Annotated in this window: 17 protein-coding genes; 10 read left to right on the top strand and 7 right to left on the bottom strand. The window is 57.5% G+C overall.

The features are described from left to right. Window positions 1-52 precede the first annotated feature (52 nt). Genes gpsA through B3229_RS04520 form a run of 4 tightly spaced genes read right to left on the bottom strand, consistent with a single transcriptional unit; the run spans window position 53 to window position 2,279 of the window. Complete coding sequence (gene gpsA / locus B3229_RS04535; protein ID WP_286869778.1) at window positions 53-1,069, bottom strand: NAD(P)H-dependent glycerol-3-phosphate dehydrogenase; 1,017 nt, start codon at window positions 1,067-1,069, stop codon at window positions 53-55. After that, window positions 1,069-1,533, bottom strand: a complete 465-nt coding sequence (gene secB, locus B3229_RS04530) for a protein-export chaperone SecB (RefSeq protein WP_033754370.1) — start codon at window positions 1,531-1,533, stop codon at window positions 1,069-1,071. The genes gpsA and secB overlap by 1 nt, the downstream gene beginning before the upstream one ends. A gap of 39 nt (window positions 1,534-1,572) precedes the next feature. Beyond that, complete coding sequence (gene grxC / locus B3229_RS04525; RefSeq protein ID WP_033754368.1) at window positions 1,573-1,827, bottom strand: glutaredoxin 3; 255 nt, start codon at window positions 1,825-1,827, stop codon at window positions 1,573-1,575. 20 nt (window positions 1,828-1,847) lie between these two features. Continuing rightward, window positions 1,848-2,279 carry a rhodanese-like domain-containing protein gene (locus B3229_RS04520; RefSeq protein WP_033754365.1) on the bottom strand — a complete coding sequence of 144 codons (432 nt, stop codon included), beginning with the start codon at window positions 2,277-2,279 and terminating at the stop codon, window positions 1,848-1,850. A 254-nt stretch (window positions 2,280-2,533) separates the two neighbouring features. Between B3229_RS04520 and envC the strand changes: the two genes are divergently transcribed. The 4 genes from envC (at window position 2,534) to B3229_RS04500 (ending at window position 6,976) form a co-directional block, all read left to right on the top strand. Continuing rightward, window positions 2,534-3,835 carry a murein hydrolase activator EnvC gene (gene envC / locus B3229_RS04515; protein ID WP_286869772.1) on the top strand — a complete coding sequence of 434 codons (1,302 nt, stop codon included), beginning with the start codon at window positions 2,534-2,536 and terminating at the stop codon, window positions 3,833-3,835. Next, window positions 3,836-4,741: a divergent polysaccharide deacetylase family protein gene (locus B3229_RS04510; RefSeq protein ID WP_286869769.1), complete on the top strand. Its 906-nt coding sequence runs from the start codon at window positions 3,836-3,838 to the stop codon at window positions 4,739-4,741. A gap of 104 nt (window positions 4,742-4,845) precedes the next feature. Next, window positions 4,846-6,072: a glycosyltransferase gene (locus B3229_RS04505; protein WP_286869766.1), complete on the top strand. Its 1,227-nt coding sequence runs from the start codon at window positions 4,846-4,848 to the stop codon at window positions 6,070-6,072. After that, window positions 6,065-6,976, top strand: coding sequence for a hypothetical protein (locus tag B3229_RS04500; protein ID WP_286869763.1), 912 nt, complete (start codon window positions 6,065-6,067; stop codon window positions 6,974-6,976). The genes B3229_RS04505 and B3229_RS04500 overlap by 8 nt, the downstream gene beginning before the upstream one ends. 25 nt (window positions 6,977-7,001) lie before the next feature. On the opposite strand, the gene tdh is transcribed toward B3229_RS04500, so the two are convergent. Both tdh and B3229_RS04490 read right to left on the bottom strand, forming a co-directional pair. Continuing rightward, a complete protein-coding gene (gene tdh, locus B3229_RS04495; RefSeq protein WP_286869760.1) occupies window positions 7,002-8,030 on the bottom strand; it encodes an L-threonine 3-dehydrogenase in 1,029 nt (342 codons plus the stop codon). Between the two features lie 10 nt (window positions 8,031-8,040). Then, a complete protein-coding gene (locus tag B3229_RS04490; protein WP_286869845.1) occupies window positions 8,041-9,234 on the bottom strand; it encodes a glycine C-acetyltransferase in 1,194 nt (397 codons plus the stop codon). A 232-nt stretch (window positions 9,235-9,466) separates the two neighbouring features. On the opposite strand from B3229_RS04490, the gene rfaD reads away from it, so the two are divergent. From rfaD to B3229_RS04460, 6 genes are read left to right on the top strand one after another with little or no spacing between them, the layout of a single operon-like run. Next, entirely contained in the window at window positions 9,467-10,399 is a 933-nt protein-coding gene (gene rfaD / locus B3229_RS04485; protein WP_033754343.1) for an ADP-glyceromanno-heptose 6-epimerase, read from the top strand. Between the two features lie 16 nt (window positions 10,400-10,415). Further along, window positions 10,416-11,474, top strand: coding sequence for an ADP-heptose--LPS heptosyltransferase RfaF (rfaF, locus tag B3229_RS04480; protein ID WP_286869756.1), 1,059 nt, complete (start codon window positions 10,416-10,418; stop codon window positions 11,472-11,474). Continuing rightward, on the top strand, window positions 11,462-12,430 hold the full coding sequence (gene rfaC, locus B3229_RS04475) for a lipopolysaccharide heptosyltransferase RfaC (RefSeq protein WP_048782894.1): 969 nt from the start codon (window positions 11,462-11,464) through the stop codon (window positions 12,428-12,430). The genes rfaF and rfaC overlap by 13 nt, the downstream gene beginning before the upstream one ends. Continuing rightward, the gene (locus B3229_RS04470) at window positions 12,427-13,605 is read left to right on the top strand and encodes a glycosyltransferase (RefSeq protein ID WP_286869754.1); all 1,179 of its coding nucleotides are present in this window, start codon (window positions 12,427-12,429) and stop codon (window positions 13,603-13,605) included. Before rfaC ends, B3229_RS04470 begins: the two co-directional genes overlap by 4 nt. Next, on the top strand, window positions 13,595-14,851 hold the full coding sequence (locus B3229_RS04465) for an O-antigen ligase family protein (protein ID WP_048782890.1): 1,257 nt from the start codon (window positions 13,595-13,597) through the stop codon (window positions 14,849-14,851). Before B3229_RS04470 ends, B3229_RS04465 begins: the two co-directional genes overlap by 11 nt. Further along, window positions 14,851-15,858 (top strand): glycosyltransferase, encoded by a 1,008-nt coding sequence (locus B3229_RS04460; protein WP_286869751.1) that lies wholly within the window; start codon window positions 14,851-14,853, stop codon window positions 15,856-15,858. Before B3229_RS04465 ends, B3229_RS04460 begins: the two co-directional genes overlap by 1 nt. On the opposite strand, the gene B3229_RS04455 is transcribed toward B3229_RS04460, so the two are convergent. Continuing rightward, window positions 15,841-16,818 carry a polysaccharide deacetylase family protein gene (locus B3229_RS04455; RefSeq protein ID WP_048782886.1) on the bottom strand — a complete coding sequence of 326 codons (978 nt, stop codon included), beginning with the start codon at window positions 16,816-16,818 and terminating at the stop codon, window positions 15,841-15,843. The two genes, B3229_RS04460 and B3229_RS04455, sit on opposite strands and share 18 nt — an antisense overlap. Window positions 16,819-17,132: the final 314 nt, after the last annotated feature.

Genomic DNA, 17,132 nt, shown 5'->3' with positions numbered 1-17,132 from the left:
AAAAAAAAAGCGCCTGAATGGCGCTACAGGTGACTATGCTGCGCATCCCGCATCAGCCTGAACCGTTTTCATCCTTCCTTGTACGGCCTAACAGGCTCAATGCTGCCTCTCGCGCCGGTTTTCCGCAATAGAGCACCTGATAGATTTGCTCGGTAATCGGCATTTCAACGCCGACACGCTCAGCCAAAGCCCTGACTTCTTTGGTGTTTTTATAGCCTTCTACAACTTGTCCGATAATGCGTTGCGCGTTATCCACCTCTTCGCCCTGGCCCAGCATCAGGCCGAAACGACGGTTGCGCGACTGATTATCGGTACAGGTCAGCACCAGATCGCCTAAGCCGGCCATGCCCATAAAGGTGGTGGCATCGGCCCCCAACGCGGCGCCGAGACGACTCATTTCCGCCAGGCCGCGCGTAATCAGCGCGGTACGCGCATTAGCGCCGAAGCCGATGCCGTCGGAGATGCCCGCGCCGATGGCGATGACGTTTTTCACCGCGCCGCCAAGCTGCACGCCGATAAAGTCAGGATTGTTGTAAACGCGGAAACTCTTGCCGCAGTGCAGCTTTTGCTGCAGATCGTCGGCGAAAGTGGCATCGGTCGCCGCCAGCGCGATCGCGGTTGGCAGGCCTGCCGCCAGCTCTTTGGCAAAGGTCGGCCCGGAGATTACCGCGAGCGGCGTCGCGTCGCCGAGGATGTCACGCGCCACATCCTGCAGCAGTCTTCCGGTCTCTCTCTCCAGCCCTTTGGTCGCCCAGACGATGCGCGACTCAGAACGCAGATGCGGTTTGATTTGCTTCAGCACGTCGCCGAACACATGGCTCGGCACCACCACCAGCAAATCGCGGCTGGCCGCAATGGCGCGGGCTAAGTCGGGCTCAAGCTCAAGATTGTCGGGAAAAGGCACGTCGGGGAGAAAAGCGCTGTTGCAGCGTTCGGCCTGCAGCTGCGCCAGATGCGCGGGATTGTGTCCCCACAGCAGCACGGGATGGCCGTTGCGGGCTAAGGTAATGGCCAGAGCGGTGCCGTAAGAGCCGGCACCGATGACGCTAATCGAAGCGTGTGTAGTCATCAGGCATCCTGATGTGGTTCGGCACCTTCGCCTTGCTGCTGCAGGTAGTTCATGAACAGCGCGTCAAAGTTTACCGGCGCCAGGTTAAGCTGCGGGAAGGTGCCGCGAGACACCAGGCTGGTGATGCATTCGCGCGCGTACGGGAACAGGATGTTCGGGCAGTAAGCGCCCAGGCAGTGCGCCATCTGCGTCCCTTCGATGCCGCTGATGGTGAAGATGCCCGCCTGCTGCACTTCGCACAGGAATGCGGTTTCTTCGCCAACGCTGGCGGTCACGGTCACGCGCAGCACCACTTCATAAACTTCGTCAGCCAGCTGTGATGACGCAGTATCCAGATCCAGCTTCACTTCCGGTTCCCACTCTTTCTGGAAAACCTGCGGCGCGTTCGGCGCTTCAAAAGAAACGTCTTTGGTGTAAACGCGTTGAATCTGGAATTGCATTTCGTTGGTGTTTTGTTCTGACATCTGACTAAGTCCTGTGAGTTGAAAAATCCTGCGCCGCTCTTACGCCTGCAGTAGCGGATCTAATCCTTCACGACTGTCCAGCGCGTAAAGGTCGTCGCAGCCGCCGATGTGCTGCGCGTCAATGAAAATCTGAGGCACGGTGGTGCGGCCGCTGCGTTTGATCATCTCTTCGCGTTTCGCGGCGTTCCCGTCGATAGGGATCTCCTGAAACGACACACCTTTTTGACTCAACAGCGCCTTCGCCCGGTGGCAGAAAGGACAGGTCGCCTTGGTGTAAATCTCAACATTAGCCATGTTACGTACCTCGGTAGATGTTATTTTCCGCGCACCAGCGGAAGGTTGTCTCCGCTCCAGCCGCTGATGCCGTCTTTCAGAACGGTCACCTGGCTAAAGCCGGCGGCGCTCAGTTTTTCAGCCGGCTCGCTCGCGCTCTGGCCGGTGGCGCACACCACAATTATGGGCTGAGCTTTATGCTTTTCCAGCTCGCCGAAGCTGCCTTTTTTGATGTCCGCCGCCGCAACGTTCAGCGCGCCCGAAATATGTCCTCTGCGGTAATCGTCACGCGACCGCACGTCCACTACTACCGCCTCTTCTTTGTTAATCAGGCGGGTCGCTTCGCCGCGGCTGATAACTTTCACCTTAGAAAACATCCCTTTAAAGGTGGTCACAATCACCAAAACCAGTAAAACGACCCATGCCAGACTGAGGATGGTGTGATTGCTTGCAAACTGCATAATTTCTTGCATGAGGGGTAAAGACTCCAGACCGGGCTAATTAAGCTAAAAACAAGGGTTCTGAGTATACCTGCGCCACTTCTCATGTACAGACGCTAAGCGGCCAGAGTTACGATTTGTGCGTCATTTTCTAAAAAAAATTGCCGTATGGCAAAAATGACGCAACCCTTATTTGGCATCAGGATTAATACCGACATCTTTGGAAAAGGAAATCCCGCGGCGTTGCGCTGGTAAGCGGCTGTTCATCGTGGAATAATCACTGGCCTATGAAGGGAAAAGCGACTGTTTTAGCCACAAGGACTCGTCACAGCGGAAAGAAACGCCCGTTGCCTGCACACCTGTCCACTCTCTCCTTCAGCCTGCTCTGCGCGGGCGTTCTGTTATTGCCTGCCGCCGCGCACAGCGCCGACGACAGCAAATCGCAGCTGAAATCCATTCAGCAAAATATCGCCGAAAAAGAGAAAAGCGTTAAGGCGCAGAAGCTTGCGCGCAGCAAGCTGCTCGATCAGCTGCAGAGCCAGGAAAAGATCATTGCGCAGGCCAGCCGTCAGCTGCGCGATACCCGCAACAGCCTGAACGCGCTCAGCCGCGAAGTCAGCCAGCTCACCGCCTCGATCGCGCGGCTTGAAAAGCAGCAGGCGCAGCAGGAAACCCTGCTGGCCCAGCAGCTGGATGCGGCTTTCCGTCAGGGCAAGCATAACGGCGTGCAGCTCCTGCTGGGCGGCGAAGAGAGCCAGCGCAGCGAACGTATTCTCGCCTACTTCGGCTACCTCAACGACGCGCGCCAGCAGAGCATCGACGCGCTGCAAAAAACGCGTCAGACGCTGGGTGAGCAAAAAGCGTCGCTGGAGCAGAAACAGCAGCAGCAAAAAACGCTGCTGACCCAGCAGCAAGGCCAGCAGGAGAAGCTGCAGCAGGCGAGCGCGGCGCGCAAGAAAACGCTGAGCGAACTGGAGAACGCGCTGGAAAAAGACCAGGCCGATCTGGTGGAGATGCGGCAGAACGAAAGCCGCCTGCAGGACAAAATCGCCCGGGCCGAACGCGAGGCGCGCGAGCGCGCGGCGCGTGAGGCGCGGGAAGCGGAAAAAGTGCGCCAGCGTCAGGCGCAGGCGAAAGCCAAAGGCTCGACCTACCAGCCTACCCAGAGCGAGCGCGAACTGGTGGCGCGAACCGGCGGTCTGGGCCGCGCAGGCGGCCAGGCGCTGTGGCCGGTGCGCGGTCGTATCGAACATCGCTTCGGCGAACAGCTTCAGGGCGAACTGCGCTGGAAAGGGCTGGTGATCGATGCGCCGGAAGGCGCCGAAGTCAAAGCGATTGCCGACGGGCGCGTGCTGATGGCCGACTGGCTGCAGGGTTACGGGCTCGTCGTGGTGCTTGAGCACGGCAAAGGAGATATGAGTCTCTACGGCTATAACCAGAGCGCGCTGGTCAGCGTTGGCGCCCAGGTGAAGGCAGGACAGCCTATCGCCCTGGTGGGCACCAGCGGCGGACGCGGTACGCCGTCGCTCTATTTTGAAATCCGACGTCAGGGACAGGCCGTCAATCCACTCCCGTGGTTAGGAAGATAAGTGTTTTTTCAACGTCGCCATCTCGCCGCCGCTATCGGCGGACTGCTGTTAAGCTGCGCCGCCCATGCCGGCAAACTCGCCATCGTTATTGACGACTTCGGCTATCGCCCTTCTGAAGAAAACAAAGTGCTGCAGATGCCCGCCGCGATCTCCGTCGCGGTGCTGCCTGATGCGCCAGGCGCGCGCCAGATGGCAACGAAAGCGCATCAAAGCGGCCATGAGGTGCTGATCCATCTCCCTATGGCGCCGCTCAGCAAACAGCCGCTGGAGAAGGATACCTTGACGCCGGAGATGAGCAGCGAAGAGATCGCGCGCATCCTGCGCAGCGCGGTCAATAGCGTGCCTTACGCCGTCGGTCTGAACAACCATATGGGCAGCAAAATGACCTCCAGCCTGCCCGGCATGGTAAAGATGATGCAGGCACTTAATCAGTACAATTTTTACTTTCTCGACAGCATGACCATTGGCAACAGCCAGTCGGTGCCCGCCGCGCAAGGCACGCACGTGAAGGTGCTGAAGCGCCGCGTCTTTCTGGACGACAGCCAGGATATCAACGCGATTCGCCAGCAGTTTACGCGCGCCGTGAAGCTGGCGCAGCGCGACGGCTATGCCATCGCTATCGGCCATCCGCATCCCAATACGGTGCGCGTGCTGCAGCAGATGCTGCCGACGCTGCCTGCGGATATTACGCTGGTGCGCCCAAGCCAGCTGCTGAACGAACCGCTGCGCGGCACGACGTCGCCAGCGAAACCGCAGCAGCCGCCGCGTCCGCATAAACCGGGCTTCCAGCCGCCGGGCATTTGTAAAGTGCAGCCGCAGCCGGTTCCGGCGACCAGGGCGCTTGATGCGGTGTGGGAGAGTGCGAGCCAGAGCGTAGTGGTAACAGGACTGAAACAGCTTTTTTAACACGCTATTTCACGCGGTGTTTCAGCCTTAACATTCTTTTCTGATCAGAAATCACTATAATCCGGTGCGAGCGACGCAGACCGGTTATAAGGATTTCTGTCAGGATGAGGACGGCGAAACAAAAGATTATGCTGCTGGATAACGGCAGAGAATGGGGCGGCGGCACCAACAGCATGCTGGAGCTGCTTAAGCGCATCGACCGCGACGCTTTCGATATCACCTGCTGCTTTTACCACAATTATGCGCGCGGCAACGGTGAAACCATCGAGTCGGTGCTAAACGCCATCGCTATACCGGTCGTTTTTATTCCTCAGAGAAAGCAGCCCCGCTGGGCGAAGCTCGCTAAGGAAGCGGCACGCGCCCTGCTTTTCTTCAATCGCCGCCTGAAAAAAGAGGCGGTCGACGCTATCGACGCGCGCTGGCGCGTCCGGCCAAATGCCCGCAAGCTGCGCGCGCTGCTGCAGCAAGGCCGCTACGATACGCTCTATATGAATAATCAGCCCAGCACCAATGTTGAAGGCTACCTCGCCGCACAGGATCTTGATATTGCCGTGGTACAGCACTGTCGCATTGAGCCGCTGATGAATGCCCGCCTGGCGAAAATGGTGAATGATGGGTGCGATGCCGTTATCGCCGTTTCCCACGGCGTGAATCAGACCTTACGTGACGGCGGCGTTGAGGCGTCGCGCTGTTTTACCGTTTCCAACGCCATTGATATCCACCAGCCGTTGCCTGACCGCAAAGAGGTGCGCCAGCGCTTAAACCTGCCGGCAGAGACCTTTATTTTCGGCACCATCGGCTCGCTGATCCTACGTAAGTCGAACCACCATGTTCTGCAGGCGCTGAGCCATTTCAAACAGGCCTGTCCCGAAGCAAACTGGAAAATGATCGTGGTCGGCGATGGACCTGAAGCTGCTGCGCTGCGCCAGCAGGCCGCCAGAGAGGCGATGCTCGATCGGGTCATCTTTACCGGCTTTCAGAATAACGCGCTGGATTATCTCGCCGCTTTCGACGTCTTTATTCTGGCTTCCCGCAGCGAGGGTCTGCCGCGCGTGGTGCTGGAAGCGATGCTGGTCAATACGGCGGTGATAGGCTCACGCGTGGTCGGCACAGAGGAGCTAATCAGCCCTGACGACACCGGCCTGCTGTTCGAATATGGCGACGTGGCGCAGTTAGCTCAGCACCTCGTCACGCTCTGGCAGGACGAGGCCTTACGTCAACGATTAACTCATGCCGCGTCGGCGCGCGTTCGATCGCAGTACGCCATTGAAAACTATGTAAACGGCGTGGAAACCATTCTAAAAAGCGTCACAAGGAAGAAGCATGCTTAACTTTCTCAATCCCCGTTTTCGCCGCGTGCGCGCACGCCATAATCTGCCTTACGCGCAGTCCGACGTGCAGGGCACCATCCCCGTGACCTCTATCGTCATTCCCTGTACCGGGGAGGATTACGTTGAGGAAGCGAAGCTCAGCGCGCTGTTTGCCGAGCGCTTTGCCACGGCGGCGCAAGAGATCGTTATCGTTAGCGACCAGCCCGCCGCCGCATTTGGCGAGCTGACGCGTAAAACCCGCATTGTGACGCTGGAGGTGCCGCATCGCGAAGAGGCCTATCCCTACAAGCAAATTTATCGCAGCCGGCTGATAAAAATGCAGGCGCCGCTGCATGCGCAGGGCGAAGGGATCCTGATGATCGATTCCGATCTCAACCTGCTTAAAATGCCTGACATTCACATGAAAGACGGCCATTTTTACTCCAGCTTTCGCCAGGGCAAGATGATTGCCAAACTGGCCGGCGCGGCGCAGGAGACGATTCCCGCCTACTATCAGCTCAGCGTGCGTCCCTACCTCGAAGATCACGTTAACGGCGCCTATCTGGCGGCCACGCGCCAGACCTGGCAGCGCGTCTGCCCGCTCTGGCTGACGCTGTTCGACGACACCTGGAAATTAATGAACGACAGCCAGCCGCCGACCGATCAGCTGCCGCTGGCGTGCCTGCTGGATCTGCTCGACCTGCGCACCGTCAATCTGGGCGAGTGGGCGAACTGGCCGGTATCCAAGCGCATCGGCGGCAAGCCGGGCGTCATACCGCCAGAGGTGGTCGGCGCACACGGCGGCTTCCCGCTTTCCGAATGGCAAAAATATCTGGCCGATCCTCGCCAGCCGCTGACCTTTAAAGGTCAGGACTACACCCGCAAGGTGCGCTACCTGACGGATGCGGAGAAGCAGCAGCAATAAACCAAAGCCGCCGACGCGGCTTTTTTTAATCCCAGCTCAGCACCACTTTCCCTGAACGTCCAGAGCGCATCTCATCAAAGCCCTGCTGGAAGTCATCGATAGCGTAGCGGTGCGTGATGATGGGCGTCAGATCGAGCCCTGACTGAATCAGCGCCGCCATCTTGTACCAGGTTTCAAACATCTCGCGGCCGTAGATGCCCTTAATAAACAGCCCTTTGAAGATCACCTGATTCCAGTCGATCGCCATCTCGCCCGGCGGAATACCCAGCAGCGCAATACGCCCGCCGTGGTTCATCACCTCCAGCAGGGTACGAAACGCCGGCGGCGCGCCGGACATCTCCAGCCCCACGTCGAACCCTTCCGTCATGCCCAGCTCGCGCATCACCGCGCGCAGATCTTCATGCGCCACGTTGACCGCGCGCGTCACGCCCATGCTGCGCGCCAGCTCAAGGCGATAGTCGTTGATGTCGGTGATCACCACATTGCGCGCGCCGACATGTTTACACACTGCCGCCGCCATAATGCCGATAGGGCCGGCGCCGGAGATCAGCACATCTTCGCCCACCAGATCGAACGACAGCGCGGTATGCACCGCATTGCCGAAGGGATCGAAAATCGCGGCCAGCTCGTCGGAAATATTGTCGGGAATGCGGAAGGCGTTGAAGGCGGGGATCACCAGATACTCGGCAAAGCAGCCCTGTCGGTTGACGCCAACGCCAATGGTATTGCGGCACAGATGGGTGCGGCCGGCGCGACAGTTGCGGCAGTGTCCGCAGGTAATATGCCCTTCGCCGGAAACGCGATCGCCGATGCTGAAGCCACGTACTTCCTGGCCGATAGCGACAACTTCGCCGACATACTCATGTCCGACGATCATCGGCACCGGAATGGTTTTGCGCGACCAGTCATCCCAGTTGTAGATATGGATATCGGTGCCGCAGATGGCGGTTTTACGGATCTTGATCAGCAAATCGTTATGGCCCGGCTCCGGGATCGGCGCATCGGTCACCATCCAGATGCCTTCCTGGGCGTGAAGTTTGGCTAACGCTTTCATACAGAGCTCCTCAGGCGATTACGCCAAGCTGTTGTCCAATACGGGTAAAGGCCTCGACCGCGCGCTCCAGTTGCTGCTGGGTATGCGCCGCCGAAATCTGCGTGCGGATACGCGCCTGGCCGCGCGGCACCACCGGATAGAAAAAGCCGGTGACGTAAATGCCTTCCTGCTGCAGCAAACGGGCGAACTCCTGCGCCACGCTCGCTTCACCCAGCATGACGGGAATAATGGCGTGATCGGCGCCCGCCAGGGTAAAACCGGCCGCCGTCATCTTTTCGCGGAAGAAGCGGGCGTTGTCCCACAGGCGCTGTCGCAGACCGTCGCCCTCGCTCAACAGATCAAGCACGCGGATGGAAGCGGCAACGATTGCCGGCGCCAGCGAATTAGAGAAGAGATAGGGACGCGAGCGCTGGCGCAGCCATTCGACGACCTCGGCGCGAGCGGCGGTATAGCCACCGGAAGCGCCGCCCAGCGCCTTGCCCAGCGTGCCGGTAATAATGTCGACGCGATCCATGACGTCGCAATATTCATGCGTGCCGCGACCGGCCGCGCCGACAAAGCCCACCGCATGGGAGTCATCTACCATCACCAGCGCATTGAACTCGTCGGCGAGATCGCAGATGCCGCGCAGGTTGGCGATCACCCCGTCCATAGAGAAGACGCCGTCGGTGGCGATAAGAATATGGCGCGCGCCTTTCTCCCGCGCCTCAACCAGACAGGCGCGCAGCGCCTGCATATCGTTATTGGCGTAGCGATAGCGCTGCGCCTTGCAGAGCCGTACGCCGTCGATAATCGAAGCGTGATTGAGCGCGTCGGAAATAATCGCGTCTTCCGCGTCGAGCAGCGTTTCAAACAGGCCGCCGTTGGCGTCGAAGCAGGAGGAATAGAGAATGGCATCCTCCATGCCGAGAAACGCCGCCAGCTTTTTCTCCAGCTGCTTATGCGTGTCCTGCGTGCCGCAGATAAAGCGCACCGATGCCATGCCGAAACCGTGCGTTTCCATGCCCTCTTTCGCCGCCTGAATCAGCGCCGGATGGTTTGCCAGGCCTAAGTAATTGTTGGCGCAGAAGTTAATGACCTGCTGCTCGCCCACCTCAATATCGGTTTGCTGCGCGGAGGTAATAATGCGCTCCTGCTTAAACAACCCTTCCCGGTGTGCCGTATCCAGCTGCTGGCGGATCTGCTGATAAAATTGCGCTGTCATCATTGTTCTCCTCAGATGGCATAAATTCGGCACATCTTACTGAAGAAGAAGGGTGCTAACGATAAATCCACCAGGAGAATGTTAATTTTGCAGCATAGTTCACGTCAGAGAGCGTGCAGGCAGCGGCGTGTCGGAGTCATCTGGCTGTCTGCTCCGTGATGAAATGTTATGATGTGAGACATTAGCGCGTGAAACCGCCTGTTTCATGCCCCAACGTTTAAAGGTAGAGCACATGATTATCGTCACTGGCGGCGCAGGAATGATTGGCAGCAATATCGTCAAGGCGCTCAACGATCGCGGCATCAGCGATATTCTGGTCGTCGACAACCTGAAAGACGGCACCAAGTTCGTCAATCTGGCCGATCTGGATATCAGCGACTACATGGATAAAGAGGAGTTTCTGACCTATATCGCAGCGGGCGAGGATTTCGGTCCGATCGAGGCGGTATTCCATGAAGGCGCCTGCTCCGCGACCACGGAGTGGGACGGCAAGTACATGATGGACAATAACTATCAGTACTCGAAAGATCTGCTGCACTACTGCCTCGAGCGCGAAATTCCTTTCCTTTACGCTTCCTCCGCTGCCACCTACGGCGGCCGCAACGACAACTTTATCGAGAAGCGCGAGTATGAGCAGCCGCTGAACGTTTACGGCTACTCTAAAATGCTGTTCGATCACTATGTGCGCCAGATCCTGCCGGAAGCGGACTCGCCGGTGTGCGGCTTCCGCTACTTCAACGTTTACGGCCCGCGCGAAGGCCACAAAGGCAGCATGGCGAGCGTGGCGTTTCATCTCAACACCCAGATCGCTAACGGCGAAAACCCTAAGCTGTTTGAAGGCAGCGAAGGCTTCCAGCGCGACTTTATCCACGTTGACGACGTGGTCGCGGTAAATCTGTGGTGCTGGGAAAACAAGATTTCCGGTATCTATAACTGCGGCACCGGTCGCGCCGAATCGTTCCAGGAAGTGGCGGACGCGGTGCTGAAATTCCATCAGAAAGGGCAAATTGAGTACATTCCCTTCCCGGAAAAACTCAAAGGCCGCTATCAGGCCTATACTCAGGCAGACCTCACCAGTCTGCGCGCGGCCGGATATGACAAGCCGTTCAAAACCGTCGCGCAGGGCGTGGCCGAGTATATGGCCTGGCTGAACCGCAGCGCATAAGGAACGCGTACCCGCGATGAAAATTCTGGTTATTGGCCCATCGTGGGTCGGCGATATGATGATGTCGCAAAGCCTCTATCGCTCCCTCAAGGCCCAACATCCGGACGCCGTGATTGATGTGATGGCGCCAGCCTGGTGCCGTCCGTTACTGTCACGCATGCCGGAAGTGAGTCAGGCGCTGGCGATGCCGCTTGGACACGGCGCGCTGGCGCTCGGCGAGCGTCGGCGCATCGGCAAATCGCTGCGCGCCAGCGGCTACGATCGCGCCTATGTGCTGCCGAACTCCTTTAAATCCGCACTGGTGCCTTTTTTCGCCGGGATTAAACGTCGCATCGGCTGGCGCGGCGAGATGCGCTACGGCCTTCTGAACGATATGCGCGTGCTGGACAAGACGGCGTTTCCGCTGATGGTGGAGCGCTATATCGCGCTCGCCTGTGACGTGCCGGTCGCTTCGGCGCAGCAGCTGCCGCAGCCGCTGCTCTGGCCCCAGCTTCAGGTAGACGACCAGGAAAAAATCGAAACCTCCGCCCAGTTTCAGATCTCGGCGGAGCGGCCGCTGATCGGTTTTTGCCCGGGCGCGGAGTTTGGTCCAGCGAAGCGCTGGCCGCACTATCACTATGCCGCGCTGGCACAGCAGCTGATTGCCGAAGGCAATCAGGTCGTGCTGTTCGGCTCGGCAAAAGATCGCGAGTGCGGCGAAGAGATTATCGCGGCGCTGCCCGCCGAGGCGCGCCACTACTGCCGTAACCTGGCGGGCGAGACGCAGCTTGAGCAGGCGGTTATCCTGATTGCGCGCTGTAACGCCGTGGTCAGCAACGATTCGGGACTGATGCATATTGCCGCCGCGCTCAACCGGCCGCTGGTGGCGCTGTACGGCCCAAGCAGCCCCGATTTCACGCCGCCGCTTTCAAAGCAGGTGCGCATTATTCGCCTGATTACCGGCTACCATAAGGTTCGCAAAGGCGATGCCGTGCAGGGCTATCATCAGAGCCTGATCGACATCCCGCCGCAGCGCGTTTATCAGGAACTGAGCGAACTGCTGGCTCATCCGCAGGAGACGGCATGCACGTCCTGATCGTCAAAACGTCGTCGATGGGCGATGTGCTTCATACCCTTCCCGCGTTAACCGACGCCATGCAGGCGATCCCTGGCATTCGCTTCGACTGGGTGGTGGAAGAGAATTTCGCCCAGATCCCCTCCTGGCATCCGGCGGTGGACAAAGTCCTGCCGGTCGCCATTCGCCGCTGGCGCAAACACTGGTTCGGCAGTCAGCAGCGCGAAGAGCGGGTGCGCTTCAAGCGCGATTTGCAGTCGCGCCAGTATGATGTGGTGATCGACGCGCAGGGGCTGATCAAAAGCGCTGCGCTGGTGACCCGTCTCGCCAGAGGCGTCAAGCATGGCCAGGACAGCCGCAGCGCGCGCGAACCCTTCGCTAGCTGGTGGTACGACCAACGCCATGAGATTGATAAAAAGCAGCATGCGGTAGAGCGCACGCGCGAGCTATTCGCGAAGAGCCTTGGCTACGAGAAGCCGCAAACCCAGGGCGACTACGCCATCGCCGCGCACTTTCTGCGCGACGTGCCGCAGGATATTGCCCCCTATCTGGTGTTTCTTCACGCCACGACGCGCGACAACAAGCACTGGCCGGAAAGCCACTGGCGCGAGCTGATCGGCCTGCTCCAGCCCTCGGGACTGCGTATCAAGCTGCCGTGGGGCGCCGAGCACGAGCATCAGCGCGCCCAGCGCCTGGCGGAAGGCTTCGACTATGTCGAGGTGCTGCCGAAGCTGACGCTGGAAGCGATAGCGCGCGAGCTGGCGGGGGCGAAGGCGGTGGTGTCGGTAGATACCGGGCTAAGCCATCTTACCGCGGCGCTCGATCGCCCTAACATTACGCTCTACGGGCCGACGGATCCGGGGCTGATTGGGGGATATGGGCAGAATCAGCAGGCTCTCTGCCCACCTCAGGGCAACAGCATGTCAGAGATCAGTGCGCAAGCGGTCGCCGAAAGGCTGGAGACGTTTTTGGGATGAAAAAGCTCCACATTATCAATCTCGGCAAGATGGGCGGCGTCGAGCGTCTTTTTCTTCAATATATCAACGACTTTTCTGATGGCAAAGATGACGTTATCTGCATCAGTAATGAGATTGACGAAGATATCCGACGCCAGATGCCGCAGCAAAAGATCGTTTTCGCCAACCGGTTAGTTAATGGCCTTACGCTAAAAGCGCCTCAGTTTCTCAGGAAGTACCTGCTGCAGAAGCGGGCTGAAGCCAGCGATGCGCAGGTGATCGTCGTCTGGGACCTGGTGCCGCGGCTGACGGCAAGGCCGAAACGCGCGAAGCTGGTCTATTACGATCATGGCTGTTCCTGGCGCTATCCAGAGAATCATAAGACCCTGAGCTTTATGCGCATGTTAGATGGCGTCATCTCCGCCTCGTCAGCCTCTTCTCAAGTGATGAAGCATCGTTTCAACCTGCCCTGCCCCCATTATGTGGTTATTAACCGCATCATGACGCCGCCCGGCATACGCCAGGAACCGCGCGCGCTCACGTCGCCGATCAAAATCGGCACCGCCTCGCGTCAGGTCAGCCTGAAAGGCATAAGCGTTACGCTGTTGACGCTAAAAGAGTTGCTGCGTCGCGGCCATGACGTAACGCTTGAGATCGCCGGCAAAGGGCCCGATCGTGACGCTTTTATCGCGCTGGCCAGCAGGCTGGGCATTGAGGATAAGGTCATCTTTAGCGGCTTCCAGCAGGATATTGCGCCCTTTTTCAACCGCATCGATATCTATATGAGCACGCCGGTAACGGAGCCCTTTGGTCTCTCCTGCATGGAGTCTCTCTATTTCGGCGTGCCGGTTATTTATCCTCTGGTAGATGGGCAGCCTGAAGTAATAAAAAACGGCGTATGCGGCATCGGCCTTACTCCTTCCGTCTCTATTGAAGAGCATGAAAAGCTGACGGGAATACGCGTCGATTTTCCTTACGACGTCTACGATCCCGTGCGAAATATCATGACCCGGCCGCTGCTGCTTTCTCATGTCGCCTGTGCGGATGCGGTAGAAACCTTATTTGATCAGCAAACCTATCAGCGTTTTAGCCAACAGGCGAAGCAGTGGACAAAAGAGCATTTTGATTACGCCGTTTTCAGGACTGAATTCAACGGCGCGTTGAGCGCTATAACGGGTAGTAACGATGAACATTAAGCTGACTCTATTTCGACAGGATACGCCGCATCTCTATTTTAGCCTGCTCATTTTCGCCGGCTGCGCGCTCGCCTTTTTGACCGCGCCCTTTGGCGGATCATTCGGCAGAAACGTTTTTTACATCACCAGCTATCTGGCGCTAGCGGGTTTTATCATTCACGCCAGATATTATCTGCAAGATAAAAAGCATCTGGTGTTGCCCATCGCCCTTTTTCTGGTCGGCCTGGTGAGCATTCTCTGGACGACGATCTATAAACAGCCGGGCGATTACATCACGCTCTACCGCCAGTATCAGTCAACCGGCAGGCTGCAAATTGCAGCCTCGTTTCTGCTGCTGGTTACGCTGAATGACCAGCGCATTCGCCAGCGAAGCGCGCTGGTTGCCGCCATGATTACAGGACTCGCGGTAAACGCCTATGCGCTGTATCAGGGTATCCATCTCGAGATCGGCCGCGTAGAGCTTAATTACGATCGCGCCACCATCGCCGCCTATATCCTTACAGCGGTGAACCTGATTTTTATTAAATCCGCGCTGTTATTCAGAACGCGGCATAAAATCTGGCTGTTTGCCCTGCTGTTTATGGTGACCTATACCACCATCATTCTGACCGGAACGCGCGCGGCTATGCTGGCCTATCCCATTCTGGTGCTGATCCAGGTGCTGTTCACCAAAGATGTCATACAGCGTAAGCATAAAATTATTCTCTTTACCGCCCTGCCGGTATTGCTGGTGATTAGCGCGCTGGTATTTCAGAGCAAAATTCAGGCACGAATTCAGGATCTCAAAGATAACATTGCGATGATGCACGAGACGCAGGGAGAGAATTCGATTATCTCCCGTCTTAGCATGCAGACCGTCGCCATGAAAACCGGCGCCACCGCTCTGGCAGGGCAATCGGCTGAGGAGCGCGGCGAGAAAGCGGAAGCCCTTATCAAACAAAACCCCAGCCTGTACGGCGCGCAAATCTACCTCACCGTGCATATGCATAATGAAGTGCTGGAAAACTTTTCAATTAAGGGTCTGTTCGGCATTGTGTCGCTTATCGGCCTCTACCTGAGCCTGATTTACAGCGCCTTCAGGCCGCTGCGCAACCCGGCGTTACTCTCTGTCGGGATCTCGCTCATCATTTATGGCCTGAGCGACGTTATTTTCTTTAGTACGGAAGGGACGCTGCTTTATTGTCTGGCAATTATCTTTAGCGTCATGATTGTGAAACAGCCTTATCTATCCGAGGATCGGCGTTAATGGCAGAACAGCGCTATTTGCTGAGCGTCATTGTTCCTTTTCACAATGACGAGGCGTTTATTACCGCCTGTCTGACCTCGCTGCTGACCCAGGCTGATGACGATATGCAGATCGTTATTATCGATGATGGCTCGACCGATGGCTCAACGCAGCAGGTTACGGCGCTGGTGGCGCGCTACGCTCACTGCCACATCACCTTTATCCGCCAGCAAAATCAGGGCATTGCGACAACGCGCAATGTGGGATTACGGCATGCGCACGGCGAGTTTGTGACCTTCCTGGACGGCGACGACCTGGTAAGCAGCAACTACTATGCGATCATTAAGCCCGTGCTGCTTGCAGGCAGCGATGACCTGATTGATTTCAACTATGCACGCTTTGATGAGACGCCGCCTGTCGCGCCGCAGAGCGAAACGGCGCAGCGAACGCCCTATGATTTTTCTTCGCAGGGCCTCGCCTGCTTGCAGCCGCTGTTTCAACGCGCGATGTGGCATTTGTGGAATCGGATCTATCGCCATACCCTGCTGGCTGATGAGCGTTTCGAGGATGGCCGTCGCTATGAAGATGTTATTTTTACGCCCTTTCAGTACTTCAAAACGCGCCGGATTAGCCATCTGGAGAACACGCTCTACTACTACCGCGACAACCGCCGCGGCATAACGCGCAACGTTCGTCCGAGCGATATAAGCGACATGCTGTTCGCTCTGGAAAAAATACGAACAATGGCTAAAGCGAGACGCAGTGAGCCTGATTTTCGAAGGCTGGCGACGGGCATGATGCTGAACTGCTTTAGCGAAGTAAAAAGCATGTCAAAGGCGCTGTATGGCTACTACTACTACTCCGCCGATACCCGAAAAGCGCTAAAAGCCGCCGCCGTGCTGTGTCGAGGCTACTGCCGACCGAAGAAGTACTGGCAGATGCGCTATCCCGGTCTGGACACCTTTTTCTCGTCGCTGCGCCGCATTGGCAAAAAAAAGCCCGCTGCGGCGCTATACCGCCGGGAGTAACTGCTGCTTTTTCTGCACGGCAAACTCGGTCAGCGTCAAGCCCCGGGTGCGGCTCTGCAACCAGCTAAACAGCTGCTCCAGATCCTCATACAAACGCTCAATATCCGCCTCATTTTTAAAGGTCGGGCTGCCGTCGGGCATGAACTCGGAAGAGTGCAGCATAAACTCCACGTAGTCGCTGCCCTGGCTTAAGCACTGCTCTGCCACCCGCTTCATCTGCGCCACGTTGCCGCCGACCGGCCGGAGCCAGTTTACCGAAGGCCCCCGCCGTTTGCCGCGCAGGCCATCCCAGGCTTTTTTCAACCGGCTGGCAAAAATCCCGTGCCGATACTGGATGCTCATGGGCACTTCCAGCAGGCCTGACTGGCCAGGCTGCGAGATATCGTTGAGATTGAGGAAATAGGCATGGTCAGGGAAACGGCTGTAATCGGTGCCGCCCTTTCCCTGCGGCGCGCCGGCGGAGCCGCGCCAGTCAACGCGCGGCGTGACGGAACAGTCGACAAGGTAGCCGTTATCTACCAGCGCCTGCGCGTAGATTTCGTTGAACGCCCAACGTCCTGCGCGATGGCTACGCATTTTGGTCTGAAACGTCTCCTCCAGCAGATCGGTCATAAAGGCGACCTTGTCGCGCAGGATCTGCTCAGGATATTCGATAAGGTAGGGCTGATAGCGCCAGTCATCATCGGTCAGCGCGTGAGCGGGCGGACTATGCCAGGCGTGCAGGTGCATACCCACTTCGCCTTGTCCGCGCGCCAGAAAATCACGGGCAAAATCGACATAGGCGGGATCGCTCGCCATCTCGTAATTGGTCAGCCAGGTCGGTTTAAAACCATATTTCTCGCAGAGCGCCTGAAAACGCGGCAGAAAACGGACGTTATGCGTCGTGACCTGGCCGCTACGGTTGCGCCACAGGTTATCGCCTTCAGTATCGAGCGTAATTAAAAATGCTGGTTTTTCCATGACTTATCCGTAATACGAGGTGTCGCTTTAAAGCGTTATGTTACGCAGGCTGAGCACAAGTCGCAAAAAATTTAACCGCACGCCCCTTTGCTTCTCTTAAAGCAGAGCATGTTTGGTTAAACTAAACTTATTTACGCTGTAATTTCTTACGTGTTGTTAAGTTAAGGTTATGAAAAACAAGGTTAGGCTTTTCTGTCGCGACTCCCTTAAAATTGAGCGATAACGAGATTAGTGTTTATACACTTTTTGCTGCCAGGTCGAGACAGCCTTAGGTTTCACACTATACAGGCTGGCATGTTGAGGTAGGTATTTTG

The organism is Pantoea sp. UBA5035, from assembly GCF_002415245.1.
Lineage (GTDB): Bacteria > Pseudomonadota > Gammaproteobacteria > Enterobacterales > Enterobacteriaceae > Pantoea > Pantoea septica.
This window is presented reverse-complemented; position numbering and strand designations above follow the sequence as displayed.